This window comes from uncultured Tateyamaria sp. (genome assembly GCF_947503465.1).
Lineage (GTDB): Bacteria > Pseudomonadota > Alphaproteobacteria > Rhodobacterales > Rhodobacteraceae > Tateyamaria.
In genome coordinates this window covers 1,606,204-1,622,219 of sequence record NZ_CANNDN010000001.1, presented here as the reverse complement: position 1 = coordinate 1,622,219, position 16,016 = coordinate 1,606,204, and the positions used below count along the sequence as shown (strand labels likewise).

Here is a 16,016-nt window from a genome sequence, read left to right as displayed (position 1 = left end):
GTGTACGGAACTGGGGGCCAGCCCCCAGACCCCCGAAGTATTTTCAGCCAGAAGATGGGATCAGAGTTGCGATGAGCATTGCGGGTGCCGCAAGGAACCCCACCAGCCAGATCAGCGACCGCCATGGGGTCAGGCCGAGATAGTATGCGGGGATGTAGAGGATGCGGGCGATCAGATAGGCCCAGGCACAGGCGGCGGTGAAGCCGGTGTTCGCCTCGGCCAGCGTGACCACGACGACGGCGATGGTGAAGAGCGCGAGGCTTTCGAAGTGGTTTTCCCAGGCGCGGATCAGGCGGGCGGTTTTGTCTGACACCTGGTCCTGGATGTCTCCGCCCAGGCGCTTGCGGTCGCGCGGCGACAGCGTCTTGCCCGGTGACAGTTCCAGATTTGTCGGAACGGCCATCAGCGCGAACTGGACCACTTGCAGCAAGGCGGCGAGTGCGAGGGCGGTGAGTTCTGGTGTCATGCGGCTTGCACCACCTCTGCGATCTGGGCGGCGCGCAGGTCGTAACTGCCGATGCGGGCCGAGGGGTGCGGGGCGGTGACATGGTCGATGCGGAAATGGCGCAGTACCCGCGCGCTGTCGGTGCCCAAGGCCACGGGGCGGCGGCCCAGGAGTTCGTGCCTGCCGATGGCGTCAAAACTGGCGCGCGCATGGGCAGCCGGGATCGCGCTGGACCGTTTCGGCGTCAGCAGGTGGAAGATGGGCGTGATGTAGATGTCGGCGCGGGTGAGGTTCAGCAGGTTCAGGACCCGGTCGATCACCTTGTTGTAGGGGATGTGCGGCAGGTAACCGGTGCGTTTCAGCTGGTGTTCGTGCGCCGCGGCAGAGGGCGCGTCAAGCCAGTCCTTGGACATCAGAAGCGGGCCGGTCAGGTTGCCGGACGTCATCTGGATGGGCGAGACGTAGTCGCCATCGAACCCCGCCTGCGCCAGCGTTGGATAGCCGGGCAGGGCAAAGGCGCGTCGTGCGGCAATGGCGCGGGTATATGCGGCTGTCAGGGTCATCCGTCGGCCGGTTGCAGCAATACGGGGTCGGGCGGCGTGCCAAACATCCCCAGCACCATGATCACCAGGCCGACCATCGAGGCGATCCATGCAACAGAGCGGACGAGGGGGATGCCCGAGGCGTAGGCCGGGACGTAGACAACGCGCGCCCAGAACCAAAGCGCGGCACCGAGCGCCGTGGTTTCGGTGTTGAGGTTGGTGAGGGTGAGCGCCAGTGCGATTGCTGCGAAGGCGGGGAAGTAGGTGACGTAGTTCCAGAGCGCGCGTTCGATCCGCGCGGCAACGGCGTTCTGATCGCGCTTTTCGTCCTGCGGGCCGAGCGCCCAGCCGATGCCTTTGGACAGGTCCGACAGGGTCGCCTGGATGAGAACGTGGGCGATCAGGAGGATCACGGCGTATGTGAGGTAGGTGAGTTCGGGTGTCATTGTGATGCTCCCATGATCTTGATGTCATTGCCGTCTGGGTCTTTGAACTCAAGGCTGCGGGACCCGTCCGCATTCTCGTGAATGCGTGCTGTGTCAGCTATCGCCGCAATCCTGTCACGCAATGCGTCGATGTCCTGTGCGCTTAGGTGGAAATCCACCGACCCTCCGGGTGTCCTGTCGCCGCCGCCCTGTCCTGGAACGTAAAGGGCGAGGCCGGGTTCGGGGTGGTGGAACTGTGCCCAGCCGAACTCTGCCGCCACGAACGCGGCAGGCTGTCCCAACACGGTCTCGTAGAAGGGGACAGACCTTGCCAGATCGGATACCGGGATCTTCAAAAGGGCCAGGCGCAGTGACATCGGACTACAAATCCATCAACAACCGCCGTGGATCTTCCAGCGCTTCCTTGACCCGGACAAGGAACGTCACCGCCCCCTTGCCGTCCACGATCCGGTGATCATAGGAGAGCGCCAGGTACATCATGGGCCGGATCACGACTTCACCACCTATCGCCATGGGACGATCCTGGATCTTGTGCATGCCCAGAATACCCGATTGCGGTGGGTTCAGGATGGGCGAGGACATGAGCGAGCCGTAGACGCCGCCATTCGAGATGGTGAATGTGCCGCCCTGCATTTCGGCCATGCTCAGCTTGCCGTCGCGGGCGCGGGCGCCCTTTTCGGCGATGGCCTGTTCGATGGCGTGGAAGGACATGGCATCCGCGTCGCGGATCACCGGCACCACCAGGCCCGTTGGCGTGCCGGCGGCAATGCCCATATGGACGAAGTTCTTGTAGACGATGTCGGTGCCGTCAATCTCGGCGTTCACCTCGGGCACCTCGCGCAGCGCGTGGCAGCACGCCTTGGTGAAGAAGGACATGAAGCCCAGCTTGACCCCGTGTTTCTTCAGGAACAGGTCCTTGTATTCGTTGCGCAGGGCCATCACCTCGGTCATGTCGACCTCGTTATAGGTGGTGAGCATGGCGGCGGTGTTCTGGCTGTCCTTCAGGCGCTTGGCGATGGTCTGGCGCAGGCGGGTCATCTTCACCCGTTCCTCGCGCGCGGCATCGTCCGCGGCCACGGGCGCGCGGGGTGCGGCAGCCGGGGCAGGCGCGGGGGCGGAGGCGGCGGCGGCCACGGCCTTGGCGACATCCTCTTTCATCACGCGGCCATCGCGGCCCGTGCCGGTTACCTGATCTGCGCTGATCCCGGCTTCGGCCATCGCCTTCTGGGCGGAGGGTGCGTTTTCGACATCGCTGCGCTGACCGTCCGTGCCTGCGGCAGGGGTCTGGTAGTTGCTGGTGGGCTCAGGGTTGCCTTCTGTGGTGGCCGGGGCCGCGCCCGACCCGGAGGACGAGATCACCGCCAGCTTGGCCGAGGCGTCGACCGTGGTGCCTTCGGGGGCAGTGATTTCCGTCAACACGCCAGCGGCTGGCGCGGGCACTTCCACGCTGACCTTGTCGGTTTCCAGCTCGCACAGCATTTCATCCTGCGCGACGCTGTCGCCGACGGCCTTGAACCATGTGCTGACGGTCGCTTCGGTCACGCTTTCGCCCAGGGTGGGGACCATGACATCGACGCTGTCGCCGCCTGCGGCCGGGGCGTCGGCGGCGGGCGCGTCGGCTTTGGGTTCTGCCTTGGGGGCGTCGTCGGATTTGGCGGCTGACGCGCCTTCCGAGATATTGGCGAGCAGCGCGTCGACACCTACGGTTTCACCTTCGGCGGCAACGATATCGGCCAGGGTGCCGGCGGCGGGTGAAGGAACCTCGACCGTTACCTTGTCGGTTTCCAGCTCGCATAGCATTTCGTCCACCTCGACCGCGTCGCCCGGTTTCTTGAACCAGGTGGCAACGGTGGCTTCGGTGACGCTTTCGCCGAGGGTCGGCACGCGGACTTCGGTGGTCATGGTCTTATCCTTCGATGGTCAGCGCGTCGTTCACGAGTGCTGATTGTTGTGCTTTGTGCTGGCTGGCGAGACCCGTGGCGGGGCTGGCCGATGTCGCGCGGCCCACATAGGCGGGGCGTTGGTGCTTGGCCTTGATCCGGGTCAGCACCCATTCGATGTTGGGTTCGATGAATGTCCATGCGCCCTGGTTCTTGGGCTCTTCCTGGCACCAGACCATTTCGGCCTTCTTGAACCGTTCCAGTTCCTTGACAAGGCTGATGGCCGGGAACGGATAATATTGTTCGATCCGCATGATGTAGATGTCATCGATCCCGCGGGCGTCGCGTTCTTCCAGCAGGTCGTAATAGACCTTGCCCGAGCACATGACGACGCGCTTGATCTTGTCATCCTTGACCAGCCTGGTGTCCGAATTGCCCTGTTCGGCGTCATCCCACAGTACGCGGTGGAAAGACGACCCTGTGGTGAACTCTTCGGCCTTCGACACGGCCAGCTTGTGCCGCAACAGCGACTTGGGCGTCATCAGGATCAGCGGCTTGCGGAAGTCGCGGTGGATCTGGCGGCGCAGGATGTGGAAATAGTTCGCCGGCGTCGTGCAGTTGGCGACGATCCAGTTGTCCTGCCCGCACATTTGCAGGAACCGTTCCAGCCGGGCTGACGAGTGTTCGGGGCCTTGGCCTTCGAACCCGTGCGGCAACAGGACAGTCAGGCCGGACATGCGCAGCCATTTGCTTTCGCCTGACGAAATGAACTGGTCGAACATGATCTGCGCGCCGTTGGCGAAATCGCCGAACTGTGCTTCCCACAGTGTCAACGCGTTGGGTTCGGCCATGGAGTAGCCGTATTCGAACCCCAGTACCGCGTATTCCGACAGCATCGAATCGATGGCCTCGTACTGGGCCTGCCCGGCGCGGATGTTGTTGAGCGGATAGTACCGTTCCTCGGTCTCCTGGTTCACGAAACCGGAGTGCCGTTGGCTGAACGTGCCGCGCGTGCTGTCCTGTCCGGCCAGACGCACCGGAAAGCCTTCGGTCAGCAGCGAGCCAAAGGCCAGCGCCTCGCCCGTGGCCCAGTCAAACCCTTCGCCGCTGTCGAACATCGCCTTCTTGGCGTCGATCAGGCGGCCCACGGTCTTGTGCATGGGAAAGCCTTCCGGCGCAGTGGTCAGCGCCTTGCCCACGTCGGCCAGTGTGCCCGGCGCGATGGCGGTCTTGCCGCGCTGGTAGTCTTCCTTGTTCTTGTCGAGGTGGGACCACTTGCCGTCCAGCCAGTCGGCCTTGTTCGGCCTGTATTCCTTGCCCGCTTCGAATTCGTCGTTCATGCGGGCCTGGAAGGCGGCCTTCATGTCCTCGATCTCGCCCTCGGGGATCAGGCCGTCCTTGACCAGCCGTTCGGTATAGAGCGTGAGGGTCGTTTTGTGCTTCTTGATCTTCTTGTACATCACCGGGTTGGTGAACATGGGCTCGTCGCCCTCGTTATGGCCGAACCGGCGGTAGCAGAAGATGTCGATGACGACGTCCTTGTGGAACTTCTGGCGGAACTCGGTCGCGACCTTGGCGGCGTGGACCACAGCCTCGGGATCGTCGCCGTTGACGTGAAAGATCGGGGCCTCGACCACCAGCGCGTTGTCGGTAGGATAGGGGGAGGAGCGCGAGAAGTGCGGCGCCGTCGTGAACCCGATTTGGTTGTTGACGACCAGGTGCATGGTGCCACCCGTCTTGTGACCACGCAGGCCCGACAGGGCAAAGCATTCGGCCACGACGCCCTGCCCGGCAAAGGCCGCGTCACCGTGCAGCAGGATCGGCATCACCGTCGTGCGTTCGCGGTCGTTGTTCTGGTCCTGCTTGGCGCGCGCCTTGCCCAGAACAACGGGGTTCACCGCTTCGAGGTGGGAGGGGTTGGCGGTCAGCGATAAGTGTACCGTGTTGCCGTCAAATTCGCGGTCGCTCGACGCGCCCAGGTGGTATTTCACGTCGCCCGAGCCATCGACGTCCTCGGGTTTGAAGCTGCCGCCCTGGAATTCGTTGAAGATCGCCTTGTAGGGTTTGGCCATCACGTTGGCGAGGACGGACAGGCGCCCCCGGTGGGGCATGCCGATCACGATGTCCTTGACCCCCAGCGCGCCGCCGCGCTTGATGATCTGCTCCATCGCGGGGATCAGGCTTTCGCCGCCATCCAGGCCGAACCGCTTGGTGCCCATGTATTTGACGTGCAGGAATTTCTCGAAGCCCTCGGCCTCGACCATCTTGTTCAGGATCGCCTTGCGCCCTTCGCGGGTGAACTGGATTTCCTTGCCCAGCCCCTCGATCCGTTCCTTGAGCCAGCTGGCTTCCTCGGGGTTCGAGATGTGCATGTACTGCAGCGCAAAGGTGCCGCAATAGGTGCGCTTCACGATCTCGATGATCTCGCGCATGGAGGCGACATCCAGGCCCAGCACCTGGTCGATAAAAATGGGCCGGTCCATGTCGGCCTCGGTAAAGCCGTAGGATTTGGGATCAAGTTCGGGATGCGGGGTCTGGTCGCGCATGCCCAGCGGGTCAAGATCGGCCACGAGGTGGCCCCGGATGCGATAGGCCCGGATCAGCATGAGCGCGCGGATGCTGTCGAGGACGGCGCGCTTGATCTGGTCATCGCTGACCTCGACGCCTTTCTCGGCGGCCTTGGCCTTGATCTTGTCTCCCGCGCCTTTAACCTCAGCTTCGGGCGCCCACTCGCCCGTCAGGGCCGCGGTCAGATCATCGCCCGGTTGCGGTGGCCAGTCGGTGCGCGCCCAGGACGGCCCCTCGGCTTCGCGTTTCACGCTGACCTCATCATCCCCCATCGCCTTGAAGAACGCCTGCCAGCTTTCATCGACCGCCGCAGGATCGTTGGCATAGCGGGCGTACATCTGTTCGAGGTATTCGGCGTTGTGCCCCTGCATGAAGGACGAGGCATGGAACTGGTCGTTGGAGGATTGGTCGGTCATTGCAGTATCTCCCTTGGGGAATTTGCAGTCGTGTTTATTGTCAAACCGCCTGTAGTTCTTGTCGTCTCAAAAAACGCAGTCATGCTTGAAAGCCCAAAGTCTACGGCGATCCGCTGGGCATCTTCGTAAATGGTGATGACGTCTGGTGATAACATTTTGGCAAATGACTTAACGTCCAATGCTTCCGTGGTTTTGAGGGTGCATTCCAAAACGCCATATCTTTCACTGACGTTTTCCAAGAAGTTCATTTGGATTGTATACCAATTCTGCCCGTCCATAATAATGCCGGGAAAGCTCTTATCCGAATGCACGACCTGTCTCGGACCCAAGTCAAAACCATAAGCTTCTTTCCAAAAGATCGCTTTCTCCGGTGCTGTGCTGGGATAATCCCAACCCAAGGCCAGCAGTGCTGCGCGCGCCGTCGCAAAGTCGTCCTGCATGAGTAGGCAAATACGCAATGATTGTTCCGTTATGGTTCCAGTTCCTTCGAACTCGGCCCAGGCTTGTGCATTGTTCAAACTCAAACTCAAACTCAAAAACAAAACAGCAAAAGACACTGAACGCCGGCACCGCCGGGCATGCCCGCACCGCCCCCCCGGGGCGGGCATACTGCCCACCCCGCGGCGCGTGTATGCCCTCAGTTTTGATGCCAAGCGTCGCAGCATACCCTAGCCTTTAATCGCCTCCATCACCGCCTCACCCAGCGTTGCCGGGCTGTCGGCCACCACAATCCCTGCGGCCCGCATCGCTTCGATCTTGTCCTCGGCACCACCTTTGCCGCCCGCAACAATCGCGCCCGCGTGGCCCATGCGCCGGCCCGGAGGGGCGGTGCGGCCCGCGATGAAACCGGCGGTGGGCTTCCAGCGGCCCGCCTTCTTCTCATCTGCCAGAAACTGGGCGGCATCTTCTTCCGCAGAACCGCCAATTTCGCCGATCATGATGATGCTTGTCGTTTCGTCATCGGCCAGAAACATTTCCAGCACGTCGATATGCTCGGTCCCCTTGATGGGGTCACCGCCGATGCCCACCGCGCTCGACTGGCCCAGGCCCATATCCGTAGTCTGTTTCACAGCCTCGTAAGTAAGCGTGCCCGAACGACTTACGACACCCACGCTCCCGCGCTTGTGAATGTGGCCGGGCATGATGCCGATCTTGCAGGCGTCAGGCGTGATGACACCGGGGCAGTTGGGGCCGATCAGGCGCGATTTCGACCCTTCCAGGGCGCGCTGCACCTTCATCATGTCGAGCACGGGAATGCCTTCGGTGATGCAGACGATCAGGGGCATCTCGGCGTCGATGGCCTCAAGGATCGAATCCGCGGCGAAGGGCGGCGGCACGTAGATCACGCTGGCGTTGGCTTCGGTCACGTCCATGGCTTCGTGCACCGAGTTGAAGACGGGCAGGTCCAGATGCGTCATCCCGCCTTTGCCCGGGGTGACCCCGCCCACCATCTTGGTTCCATAGGCGATGGCCTGTTCGGTATGGAATGTGCCTTGCGAGCCGGTGAGGCCCTGGCAAATCACCTTGGTGTTTTCATCAATAAGTACGGCCATGAAGCTTTTCCTTGGTTGGTCAGGCGCAGACGCCATGGGTCTGCGGCGAGAGGGTTGTTTCGGCGAAGGGGACGGGGTCGAGGCGGGCATGCCCGCGCGCGACGGCGAAGAAAGTTGAAAGCGGATAGGCGATTTCATAATAAGCGCGCTGCAGCTTCTGACGACGCAACTGCCACCCGGTCGGGCGGCTGCGCACGTCGTTGTGCGCGGCGTGGTCATGCGGTTCGTTGCCCTGCACGACAAGCGCTGGCGTGACCTGGGCCACACCCAGCTTGCGGGCCACGCGCGAGGCGTTGAGGTTGAACAGCAATTGATCAACCGTCAGCTTGTACGGCTGCTGGTCCAGCAACACTTTGGCCGCATGACGGGTCAGCATGTACCCGGCCGCCCCGGTGTGACGGGACAGGACCTGGCGCACCTCGCGACCGAGATGTTCGTGACCGGGGCGCATCAGCACCTTGAGGGTTTCGCTGCGCCAGCGTTCCAGCTTGACGATATGCGCGCTCTCCGGCCACCAGCACAGATCGTAAAGCCATTGGCCCAGGTCATGCGAGAGATACACGTCATCCTCGATCACGAGGCAATGGCTGGCACCGCTGTCGACAAAGCGTTGCCACACCTGTGCATGGCTGATCGTGATTGCGCGGTCCTGCCGCTTGAACACACCCCAGGCCCCGAAGGCGCGCGACAGGCGGTCGATGTCGCCGCGCGTGTCTTGGCGGTGGTCAAAGGCAGGGTGCACGTAGGGTTCAACGCGTGCGGCCTGCAATTGCGGGGCCATCAGGTCGCGCCGTGATTGCGCCTGCGCCAGGTTGATCATTTCGCAATAGACCTTGGTCACTCCGGCAACCCCATCCCTGCGGGCAGGCGGTCCACCCCGATAAAGGTGCGCGTCCCGCGCCGCCCGATATGCACAACCGCCACGCGGCCGCGCAACAATTCGCGGCCTTCGATATAGGCTGTACCGGGTTCGGCCGCGTAGGGTGCGGGCAGGGGGATTGGTGTGCCGAAGACGGGCGGTGTCGCCATCTTGGACTGCACGGCGTTGACGGCATCGCGCACGTGGTCGCCATCGAACGCCACCTCGCATCGGCGCTCGGCATGGGCCGGAGCATCGGGCGCGGGTTTGAGGGACGTATCCCAAAAGGTCAGGTCAAAGGGCAGGGGGTTGCCTGCGGTGTCCTGCATGTTGGCCAGTGCCCGCGCAGGCGTTTGGCCTGCCTTGAAGCACCAGGTGGTGAACGCATCAATCGCGGGATGCGCCATGGCAGAACCGGACCAAAGAAACAGGCCAATGATATGTAGTGCCCTTAAGGCCATGCGATCCAAACTCCAACGCTTCTGCTTGATCGCGAACTGACATTTACTGTCGTACCCGCCGGTGCGCCGCTGATGGACCAGCTTTGCTGGGCGCGGTTGCGGGCCGAAATTGGCGTCAGGCCAAACCCGGCTGCGGCAATCGTATCGACCATCGCCTGAGCTGCGGCGCTGTTGTCCTCGCGAAAGACGGAAACCACGCATTGCGTTGTCTGGCTGCGCCCAAAATTCACGGTCGTGATGATGCCGACACCGTCGCGCCGAGCGCCGCCCAACGTGTAATCTTCGTTGGCATCCGTATCGAGGGAACGCACGGGTGCCCCAAAATCGCGCAAGTTGACACGTCGCGCCCGTTGACCCAACCGGTTCACGTCGGACATAGATGCCACGCAAATGTCCGCAAAAGCCATGCGCGCCCGATCAATCGTACTGGTGGGTGCGGCGCGTTCAGGCACGGCAACTGCGGCTGATGCGCGCGCGGAAGGAGCGTTCAGCCTTGCGTCGGGGACGGACGCCTGCCTTGCCTGCTCTGCGCCTAGTCGCGCAGCCGGCGCAAGCGCCTTTCGGTTTTCCAGCCAGACGGCGCTGCTTGCCAAACCAACCGGGGGGAAGTTTTCCCCGACAGGGACATCAGGCCTGCGCTCAGCGCTGCAGGCCGCAAGTGTTGAAACAACTGCGAAGATCAATCCGGCGCGGATCATTGCGTCAACCCTTGACCGCTGTCACGATCTTCTGGGCGCCGTCCTTGAGGTCGTCGGCGGCAATCACGTCAAGGCCGGAGTTGTTGATGATGTCCTTGCCCTGCTGGACGTTTGTGCCCTCAAGCCGAACCACCAGCGGCACTTGCAATCCCACTTCCTTGACCGCTGCCACCACGCCTTCGGCAATCACGTCGCAGCGCATGATACCGCCAAAGATGTTGACGAGGATCCCTTTGACGTTGGGGTCCGAGGTGATGATCTTGAACGCCTCGGTCACCTTTTCCTTGGTGGCGCCACCGCCCACATCCAGGAAGTTGGCAGGCTCGGCACCGTACAGCTTGATGATGTCCATGGTCGCCATGGCCAGGCCCGCGCCGTTCACCATGCAGCCAATCTCGCCATCCAGCGCGATGTAGTTCAGGTCGTACTTGGACGCGGCGAGTTCCTTGGGGTCTTCCTCGGTCTCGTCGCGCAATTCGTTGATGTCGGCATGGCGGTAGATTGCGTTGCCGTCAAAGCTGACCTTGGCATCCAGCACTTTCAGGTCGCCGCCATCGGTCACGATCAACGGGTTGATCTCGAGCATCTCCATGTCTTTTTCCATGAACGCCTTGTAGAGCAGACCCATCAGGCCCACGCATTGCTTGACCTGCTTGCCTTCCAGACCCAGCATGAAGGCGATGCGGCGACCATGGTAGGCCTGGTATCCCGTGGCAGGATCGACGCTGAAGCTGAGGATTTTCTCCGGGGTTTCGGCGGCGACCTCTTCGATATCCATGCCACCCTCGGTCGAGCAGACAAAGGACACGCGGCTGGTCGCACGGTCGACCAGAAGGGCGAGATACATCTCGGTCTCGATGCCCGAGCCGTCTTCGATGTAGATGCGGTTGACCTGCTTGCCGGCTGGACCGGTCTGGTGCGTCACAAGGGTGCGGCCCAGCATCTTCTTGGCCTCTTCGGCGGCTTCCTCAACCGACTTGGTTAGGCGCACGCCGCCCTTGTCGCCTGCATCTGCTTCTTTGAAGCTGCCTTTGCCGCGGCCACCGGCGTGGATCTGTGCCTTGACCACCCACAGCGGACCGTCCAATGCGCCTGCGGCTGTCTTGGCGTCCTCAGCTCGCAGGACAACGCGCCCGTCCGAGACCGGAGCCCCGTAGCTGCGCAGAAGGGCTTTGGCCTGGTATTCATGGATGTTCATGGCGGTTTGATCCCGTATAGATACGTCAACGTTGGGCCTATTCGACCAACACTGAACAGCGCGTAAACGGAAAATATGTCGCAGCAGGGGTTTACGGGCAGATTTCCGACATTTGTGATCACACGTTGAAATCGTGTGATCACAATTAGGAATTTGGAAAGGAATCAATGCAGCAATGTCGCAATTTTCCGTAAAACATAAGGAAAATGACCCGCGTTGGGGCGTGGTTATGACAGCCAATGAACCCGGCGCTCTGGTGACTGCGAATGTGCAGTGGCATTTGGCGACCGGCGCGGCGGCCGTTTTTGTCTTTCTGGACGACCCGGAGGACCCGGCGGCCGCGTCACTGGCCGCGATCCCGGGATGTCATGTCCAGCTTTGCGATGATGCTTATTGGACCGAACGCCGCCCGACCAAGGGGCGCCCCCCGTCGCAGATGCGGCGCCAGACGATCAACGCAAATTTCGCGCAGAACCGCTGTGATCTGGAGTGGCTGTTCCACATCGACGCGGATGAGTTTATCTGGCAGGAGGGGACGCTGGCGGCCGAACTGGCGACCCATGATGATCCGATGACGGAGGTGAACCTGCCAGTCCTCGAGCGGGTGTTTCCGGACGGCGTGCAAGCGGGGCTGTTTGACGGGTCATTTCGTGCCACATCGGATTTGAGCGCGGCCGCGTGCGACGCTGCATTTGGTCCGTTTGCGCGGATGATGAAACGCGGCCAGTATTCCCACGGTGCCGGAAAGAGCGGCGTGCGGGTTGGCGCAGGGCTGCGGTTGGGCGTCCACACCGCCACGCGCACCGGGTCCGAAGGACGGCAACGGCGCGCGGCCAAGCGGGTGTCGACCAGTGCGGTGCTGTTGCATTTTGACGGGCTGACGCCGGTGCATTGGGTCATGAAGGTCCTGCGGTACGCCCAAACCACACCCGAGGTCCAGGCGCAGATATTGCAACCGCATCGCGCGGCCCAGGTGGCCTGGTTGCTTGAGCGTTGCGCGACGATGGCAGAGGCGCGCGCGGCGCATCGGGACCTGTTTGCGCTCACACCGGACAGGCACGCACGCCTTGTGCGGTTTGGCCTGTCGCACACCATTGCCTTCGACCCCGCAGCACGCGTTGGCGCGGCCATGCCAGACCTGATGCCTGCGGGTTTTGATGCAGATGTGGTGCGGCGCAATCCGTGGCTGCGGGACGTGATCGACGTCTAGGGGGCGGCGGGTGCGGCGCGTTCGCTGCGATAGGCACGCCACTTTCGGTACAGCACGTACAGAAGTCCGACCTCCGGCAGGACCGTGATGTAGAACGGCAAACCGGCGGCCACATCCACGATCAGAATTGCACCAAAGGCGCCCAGGATGCGATTGCGGTCCGTCTTGAACCGGGCATGGGCGCTGTCCCCGGCGTCATCATCGGGAAGCTGCGCGCTGATCGGTCCGACTTTCGGCCCCAAATTGTCCAGCAAGCGCGGCGGCGTGATGCCCTCTGCGACGACGGCATATACACCCACCTCTTCGGCAAGGTGCTTGGGGGTTGCGGGGCCCAAGGGGCGCAGCTCAACAGTGCCCAGCTTGCCGCGGGCGTGGTCGTAGACCTGTTGCGAAATCAGGATACCGCCCACATCGGCCATTTCTTGCAACCGGGCGGCCAGGTTGACACCGTCGCCCAGCAAATCCGTGCCTTCGACAATTACGTCGCCCAGATGGATGCCCAGCCGGAAGGGCAGCAGATCAGGCCGGTCATTCAGCGTACGTTGGATCGACACCCCGCAGCGGACGGCACCGACAACAGACGGGATGTCCGCAATCAGCCCGTCCCCGGACGTATTGGCGATCCGCCCGCCGCACTCGGCAATCGCGGCGTCGATGATCGCACGGGACGCGCGCAGGGCCCGTACGGTGCCTTCTTCGTCCAGGCTCATCCTGCCGGAATAATTGGCCGCATCGGCCGCCAGAACCGTGGTCAGTTTTCGTTCTATGGGGCGCGACTGGGGCATGTGAACCATATAAACATAAAAGGGGCCGGATGCGATGGCACCCGACCCCTAAATTCACACTTGTGGCAGGTTTACGCGAGGCTTTCGTCGATGCCCTTGCAGGCCTCCATCAGACCCTGGACCGCTTTGACGGAGGTGTCGAACATCTCTTGTTCTTCCTTGTTGAGCTTGATGTTCACGATCCGCTCGATGCCGCCCGCACCGATCACGGTGGGGACACCGACATACATGCTTTTCAGGCCGAATTCGCCGTCACAATGTGCGGCACAGGGCAGAACGCGTTTTTGGTCCTTGAGATAGGCTTCGGCCATCTCGATGCCCGCAGTGGCAGGGGCGTAGAAGGCGGAACCGGTCTTCAGCAGGCCCACGATCTCGGCGCCGCCGTCACGGGTACGCTGCACGATGGCGTCCAGCTTCTCTTGCGTGGTCCAGCCCATCTTGACCAGATCGGGCAGGGGGATGCCTGCAACTGTCGAATAGCGGACCGACGGCACCATCGTGTCGCCGTGACCGCCCAGAACAAAGGCGGTGACGTCTTTCATCGACACGTCGAATTCATCCGCCAGGAAGTGGCGGAAGCGGGCGCTGTCCAGCACACCTGCCATGCCGCAGACCTTGTTCGCGGGGAGGCCCGAAAACTTCTGCAGCGCCCACACCATCGCATCGAGCGGGTTGGTGATGCAGATGACAAAGGCGTCAGGCGCGTTGGCGGCAATGCCTTCGCCCACGGATTTCATGACCTTGAGGTTGATGCCCAGAAGGTCATCGCGGCTCATGCCCGGCTTGCGCGGCACACCCGCGGTCACGATGCACACATCGGCGCCCGCGATATCGGCATAGGACTGCGTGCCTTTCAGCTTGGCATCGAACCCTTCGGAGGGGCCGGATTCCGCGATGTCGAGGGCTTTGCCCTCGGGGGTGCCTTCGGCGATGTCGAACAGGATCACGTCGCCCAGCTCTTTCAAAGCTGCGAGGTGGGCAAGCGTGCCGCCGATCTGACCGGCGCCGATCAGGGCAATCTTGGGTCTGGCCATGGGTGAAAATCTCCGCATTTCGGGTTTTTGCTGGCGCGGTGCCTAGCGCGTGACAGGGCGTCGCGCAAGTGTGCCGCACCGCAGCGTAGTGAGGCCGAGCGGCTGGCGTCTATCATAATTGCGCGCTAAGGCTGCGGAAACGGGCCGTTTTTTGGATGAAAGGACGCCCATGGACCTTGATCTGTGGTTTTTTGCCGTAGCCGCCCCCGCAGTGGTGTTTGCCGGAATATCCAAGGGCGGGTTCGGGTCCGGCGCATCCTTTGCCTCGGCCTCGATTCTGGCGCTGGTCATCGAACCGGGCATGGCGTTGGGCGTCGTACTGCCGTTGCTGATGCTGATCGATGCGTCCACGCTGAAACCCTACTGGGGCAAATGGGATGTGCGGGTGTCGGTTCTGATGATTCTCGGGGGCCTGCCGGGTGTGGCCCTGGGCGCGCTGCTGTTTTCGAGGACCGAACCGGATGTGTTCCGGGTGTTGATCGGGGTCATATCCATCGGCTTCGTGATCTGGCAGGTCGGACGCAATCAGGGATGGATTCGGCTGGCGTCGCGGGCGTTGCCTGCCTGGGTTGGGGTGTTGACCGGGACGGTTGCCGGTTTCACCAGCTTTGTCAGCCATGCGGGCGGGCCACCCGCGGCGGTCTATCTGCTGTCCCTGCGCCCCACCAAGACGGAATATCAGGCCAACACCGTGTTGATCTTTACTGCCATCAACATCTTCAAATTTGTGCCGTACGCCTTTCTGGGGATGTTCACGGCGCAGACGGCTGTTGCAAATCTGGCGCTTGCCCCGTTTGCCCTCTTCGGGGCTTGGCTTGGGGTGCGGGCCCATCACTGGATGCCCGAGCGGGCGTTTTTCATGCTGACCTATGTGCTGCTTGTCATGACCGGGGCCAAGCTGATCTGGGATGGGCTGACATGACGGTGCGTCCGCTTGGGGTCGAGGACACGCAAGATGCGCTGCGTCTTTACAGTCACCTTGCGGGGGATCAGGCCCTGGCCGACGGCACGGCCTTTGCCACCCTCACAAGCCACAGCGGCACCACCGTGTTGGGAGCTTTCGACGGTGATGTTCTGACCGCGATGGTGACCCTGCACATCCTGCCAAACATGACCCACGGCGGACGGCCCTATGCGCTGATCGAAAATGTGGTGACCCATGCGGATCATCGCGGCAGGGGACGCGGGCGGCAGGTCATGCAGGCCGCAATCGATGCCGCGTGGGTCGCGGAGTGTTACAAGATCATGCTCTTGACCGGGCGCACGGCAAATGCGCGGGGCTTTTATGAAAAGCTGGGCTTTGGCGCGGATGAAAAGTGGGGCATGACCCTTCGCCGCGTCCCGCGACGTTGATGTCCGGGGCGGATCGGGTTCTGCCTGACGATTGCGCGCGCCAATCCATCACACGAAAAAAGGCGCTTCGAAAAGCGCCCTTTGCATCCGGTTCGTATCGTGAGGCGGACGTGTCGTCCGCCCCGCGCGTCAGGCGTCGCTGCCCTTGGCGGGCAGGGCCTCGGCCAGGGTCTCGTAGGCTTGTCCGCTGGCGACCAGACAGGTCATGCCATTCGGCGTGGTCACCGTGATCGTCCACGTGCCGCTTTCTTCCGAGGCGAACACTTCGATCACCGAATTGTTGGCGCCCAGACCCATGGATTGGCGCGTTTCGCCATATCCTTCGGCCAATCGGTCCACCACAACCTCTCGCGGGCCGCAATTGCGCGCCTGTTGTGCCTGTGCCGCATTTGTCATCGCTGCAAGCGCCAGAACACCTGCTGTCATCACATTCATCATCCGTGTCATCACGTTCAGCCTTTCACAAAGGAAGGCGTCACCACTGGTCATCTGGCCCAACCGGAATTCCGGCGATGACCGGGCAGCCCCGGGTCATGTCTGATCCGATTGCGCGATCCGTGAAGTGTTC

At 62.3% G+C, this 16,016-nt stretch carries 18 protein-coding genes; 3 read left to right on the top strand and 15 right to left on the bottom strand.

What is annotated here, in order from left to right:
- Positions 1-43 precede the first annotated feature (43 nt).
- The 12 genes from Q0844_RS08280 to sucC form a co-directional block, all read right to left on the bottom strand.
- Positions 44-466, bottom strand: a complete 423-nt coding sequence (locus tag Q0844_RS08280; RefSeq protein ID WP_299043773.1) for an MAPEG family protein — start codon at positions 464-466, stop codon at positions 44-46.
- On the bottom strand, positions 463-1,008 hold the full coding sequence (locus Q0844_RS08275) for a hypothetical protein (protein WP_299043772.1): 546 nt from the start codon (positions 1,006-1,008) through the stop codon (positions 463-465). The genes Q0844_RS08280 and Q0844_RS08275 overlap by 4 nt, the downstream gene beginning before the upstream one ends.
- A complete protein-coding gene (locus tag Q0844_RS08270) occupies positions 1,005-1,433 on the bottom strand; it encodes an MAPEG family protein (protein ID WP_299043770.1) in 429 nt (142 codons plus the stop codon). The genes Q0844_RS08275 and Q0844_RS08270 overlap by 4 nt, the downstream gene beginning before the upstream one ends.
- The gene (locus tag Q0844_RS08265) at positions 1,430-1,789 is read right to left on the bottom strand and encodes a VOC family protein (protein ID WP_299043767.1); all 360 of its coding nucleotides are present in this window, start codon (positions 1,787-1,789) and stop codon (positions 1,430-1,432) included. The genes Q0844_RS08270 and Q0844_RS08265 overlap by 4 nt, the downstream gene beginning before the upstream one ends.
- 4 nt (positions 1,790-1,793) lie before the next feature.
- Complete coding sequence (gene odhB / locus Q0844_RS08260; RefSeq protein WP_299043765.1) at positions 1,794-3,335, bottom strand: 2-oxoglutarate dehydrogenase complex dihydrolipoyllysine-residue succinyltransferase; 1,542 nt, start codon at positions 3,333-3,335, stop codon at positions 1,794-1,796.
- 4 nt (positions 3,336-3,339) lie between these two features.
- Positions 3,340-6,297, bottom strand: a complete 2,958-nt coding sequence (locus tag Q0844_RS08255) for a 2-oxoglutarate dehydrogenase E1 component (RefSeq protein ID WP_299043763.1) — start codon at positions 6,295-6,297, stop codon at positions 3,340-3,342.
- Complete coding sequence (locus Q0844_RS08250) at positions 6,294-6,737, bottom strand: hypothetical protein (protein WP_299043761.1); 444 nt, start codon at positions 6,735-6,737, stop codon at positions 6,294-6,296. Before Q0844_RS08250 ends, Q0844_RS08255 begins: the two co-directional genes overlap by 4 nt.
- A 228-nt stretch (positions 6,738-6,965) precedes the next feature.
- Positions 6,966-7,850, bottom strand: coding sequence for a succinate--CoA ligase subunit alpha (sucD, locus tag Q0844_RS08245; RefSeq protein ID WP_299043758.1), 885 nt, complete (start codon positions 7,848-7,850; stop codon positions 6,966-6,968).
- A 19-nt stretch (positions 7,851-7,869) separates the two neighbouring features.
- Positions 7,870-8,691: a glycosyltransferase family 25 protein gene (locus Q0844_RS08240; RefSeq protein WP_299043755.1), complete on the bottom strand. Its 822-nt coding sequence runs from the start codon at positions 8,689-8,691 to the stop codon at positions 7,870-7,872.
- A complete protein-coding gene (locus Q0844_RS08235; RefSeq protein WP_299043753.1) occupies positions 8,688-9,170 on the bottom strand; it encodes a hypothetical protein in 483 nt (160 codons plus the stop codon). The genes Q0844_RS08240 and Q0844_RS08235 overlap by 4 nt, the downstream gene beginning before the upstream one ends.
- The gene (locus tag Q0844_RS08230) at positions 9,161-9,481 is read right to left on the bottom strand and encodes a hypothetical protein (protein WP_299043750.1); all 321 of its coding nucleotides are present in this window, start codon (positions 9,479-9,481) and stop codon (positions 9,161-9,163) included. Before Q0844_RS08230 ends, Q0844_RS08235 begins: the two co-directional genes overlap by 10 nt.
- Positions 9,482-9,872: 391 nt before the next feature.
- On the bottom strand, positions 9,873-11,066 hold the full coding sequence (sucC, locus tag Q0844_RS08225) for an ADP-forming succinate--CoA ligase subunit beta (RefSeq protein WP_299043747.1): 1,194 nt from the start codon (positions 11,064-11,066) through the stop codon (positions 9,873-9,875).
- Positions 11,067-11,295: 229 nt separating this feature from the next.
- On the opposite strand from sucC, the gene Q0844_RS08220 reads away from it, so the two are divergent.
- Positions 11,296-12,276: a glycosyltransferase family 2 protein gene (locus tag Q0844_RS08220; RefSeq protein ID WP_299043744.1), complete on the top strand. Its 981-nt coding sequence runs from the start codon at positions 11,296-11,298 to the stop codon at positions 12,274-12,276.
- Here the strand turns inward: Q0844_RS08220 and Q0844_RS08215 are convergent.
- Together Q0844_RS08215 and mdh are read right to left on the bottom strand one after the other, a co-directional pair.
- Positions 12,273-13,061, bottom strand: a complete 789-nt coding sequence (locus tag Q0844_RS08215; RefSeq protein ID WP_299043741.1) for an adenylate/guanylate cyclase domain-containing protein — start codon at positions 13,059-13,061, stop codon at positions 12,273-12,275. The two genes, Q0844_RS08220 and Q0844_RS08215, sit on opposite strands and share 4 nt — an antisense overlap.
- Positions 13,062-13,132: 71 nt before the next feature.
- Positions 13,133-14,095: a malate dehydrogenase gene (mdh, locus tag Q0844_RS08210; RefSeq protein ID WP_299043740.1), complete on the bottom strand. Its 963-nt coding sequence runs from the start codon at positions 14,093-14,095 to the stop codon at positions 13,133-13,135.
- A 169-nt stretch (positions 14,096-14,264) separates the two neighbouring features.
- Between mdh and Q0844_RS08205 the strand changes: the two genes are divergently transcribed.
- Together Q0844_RS08205 and Q0844_RS08200 are read left to right on the top strand one after the other, a co-directional pair.
- Positions 14,265-15,017, top strand: a complete 753-nt coding sequence (locus Q0844_RS08205; protein ID WP_299043739.1) for a sulfite exporter TauE/SafE family protein — start codon at positions 14,265-14,267, stop codon at positions 15,015-15,017.
- Positions 15,014-15,448, top strand: a complete 435-nt coding sequence (locus Q0844_RS08200; RefSeq protein ID WP_299043736.1) for a GNAT family N-acetyltransferase — start codon at positions 15,014-15,016, stop codon at positions 15,446-15,448. Before Q0844_RS08205 ends, Q0844_RS08200 begins: the two co-directional genes overlap by 4 nt.
- A 129-nt stretch (positions 15,449-15,577) precedes the next feature.
- Here the strand turns inward: Q0844_RS08200 and Q0844_RS08195 are convergent, their stop codons facing one another.
- Positions 15,578-15,895, bottom strand: coding sequence for a hypothetical protein (locus Q0844_RS08195; protein ID WP_299043733.1), 318 nt, complete (start codon positions 15,893-15,895; stop codon positions 15,578-15,580).
- Between the last annotated feature and the right edge of the window lie 121 nt (positions 15,896-16,016).

What these genes read in the sequence shown, in the direction of transcription:
- Q0844_RS08215 (WP_299043741.1), bottom strand. Translation starts at nt 13,061, where the DNA reads ATGCCCCAGTCGCGCCCCATAGAACGAAAACTGACCACGGTTCTGGCG.
- Q0844_RS08270 (WP_299043770.1), bottom strand. Translation starts at nt 1,433, where the DNA reads ATGACACCCGAACTCACCTACCTCACATACGCCGTGATCCTCCTGATC.
- Q0844_RS08200 (WP_299043736.1), top strand. Translation starts at nt 15,014, where the DNA reads ATGACGGTGCGTCCGCTTGGGGTCGAGGACACGCAAGATGCGCTGCGT.
- mdh (WP_299043740.1), bottom strand. Translation starts at nt 14,095, where the DNA reads ATGGCCAGACCCAAGATTGCCCTGATCGGCGCCGGTCAGATCGGCGGC.
- Q0844_RS08255 (WP_299043763.1), bottom strand. Translation starts at nt 6,297, where the DNA reads ATGACCGACCAATCCTCCAACGACCAGTTCCATGCCTCGTCCTTCATG.
- Q0844_RS08220 (WP_299043744.1), top strand. Translation starts at nt 11,296, where the DNA reads ATGACAGCCAATGAACCCGGCGCTCTGGTGACTGCGAATGTGCAGTGG.
- sucC (WP_299043747.1), bottom strand. Translation starts at nt 11,066, where the DNA reads ATGAACATCCATGAATACCAGGCCAAAGCCCTTCTGCGCAGCTACGGG.
- odhB (WP_299043765.1), bottom strand. Translation starts at nt 3,335, where the DNA reads ATGACCACCGAAGTCCGCGTGCCGACCCTCGGCGAAAGCGTCACCGAA.
- Q0844_RS08265 (WP_299043767.1), bottom strand. Translation starts at nt 1,789, where the DNA reads ATGTCACTGCGCCTGGCCCTTTTGAAGATCCCGGTATCCGATCTGGCA.
- Q0844_RS08195 (WP_299043733.1), bottom strand. Translation starts at nt 15,895, where the DNA reads ATGACACGGATGATGAATGTGATGACAGCAGGTGTTCTGGCGCTTGCA.
- Q0844_RS08275 (WP_299043772.1), bottom strand. Translation starts at nt 1,008, where the DNA reads ATGACCCTGACAGCCGCATATACCCGCGCCATTGCCGCACGACGCGCC.
- Q0844_RS08205 (WP_299043739.1), top strand. Translation starts at nt 14,265, where the DNA reads ATGGACCTTGATCTGTGGTTTTTTGCCGTAGCCGCCCCCGCAGTGGTG.
- Q0844_RS08250 (WP_299043761.1), bottom strand. Translation starts at nt 6,737, where the DNA reads ATGCAGGACGACTTTGCGACGGCGCGCGCAGCACTGCTGGCCTTGGGT.
- Q0844_RS08280 (WP_299043773.1), bottom strand. Translation starts at nt 466, where the DNA reads ATGACACCAGAACTCACCGCCCTCGCACTCGCCGCCTTGCTGCAAGTG.
- sucD (WP_299043758.1), bottom strand. Translation starts at nt 7,850, where the DNA reads ATGGCCGTACTTATTGATGAAAACACCAAGGTGATTTGCCAGGGCCTC.
- Q0844_RS08235 (WP_299043753.1), bottom strand. Translation starts at nt 9,170, where the DNA reads ATGGCCTTAAGGGCACTACATATCATTGGCCTGTTTCTTTGGTCCGGT.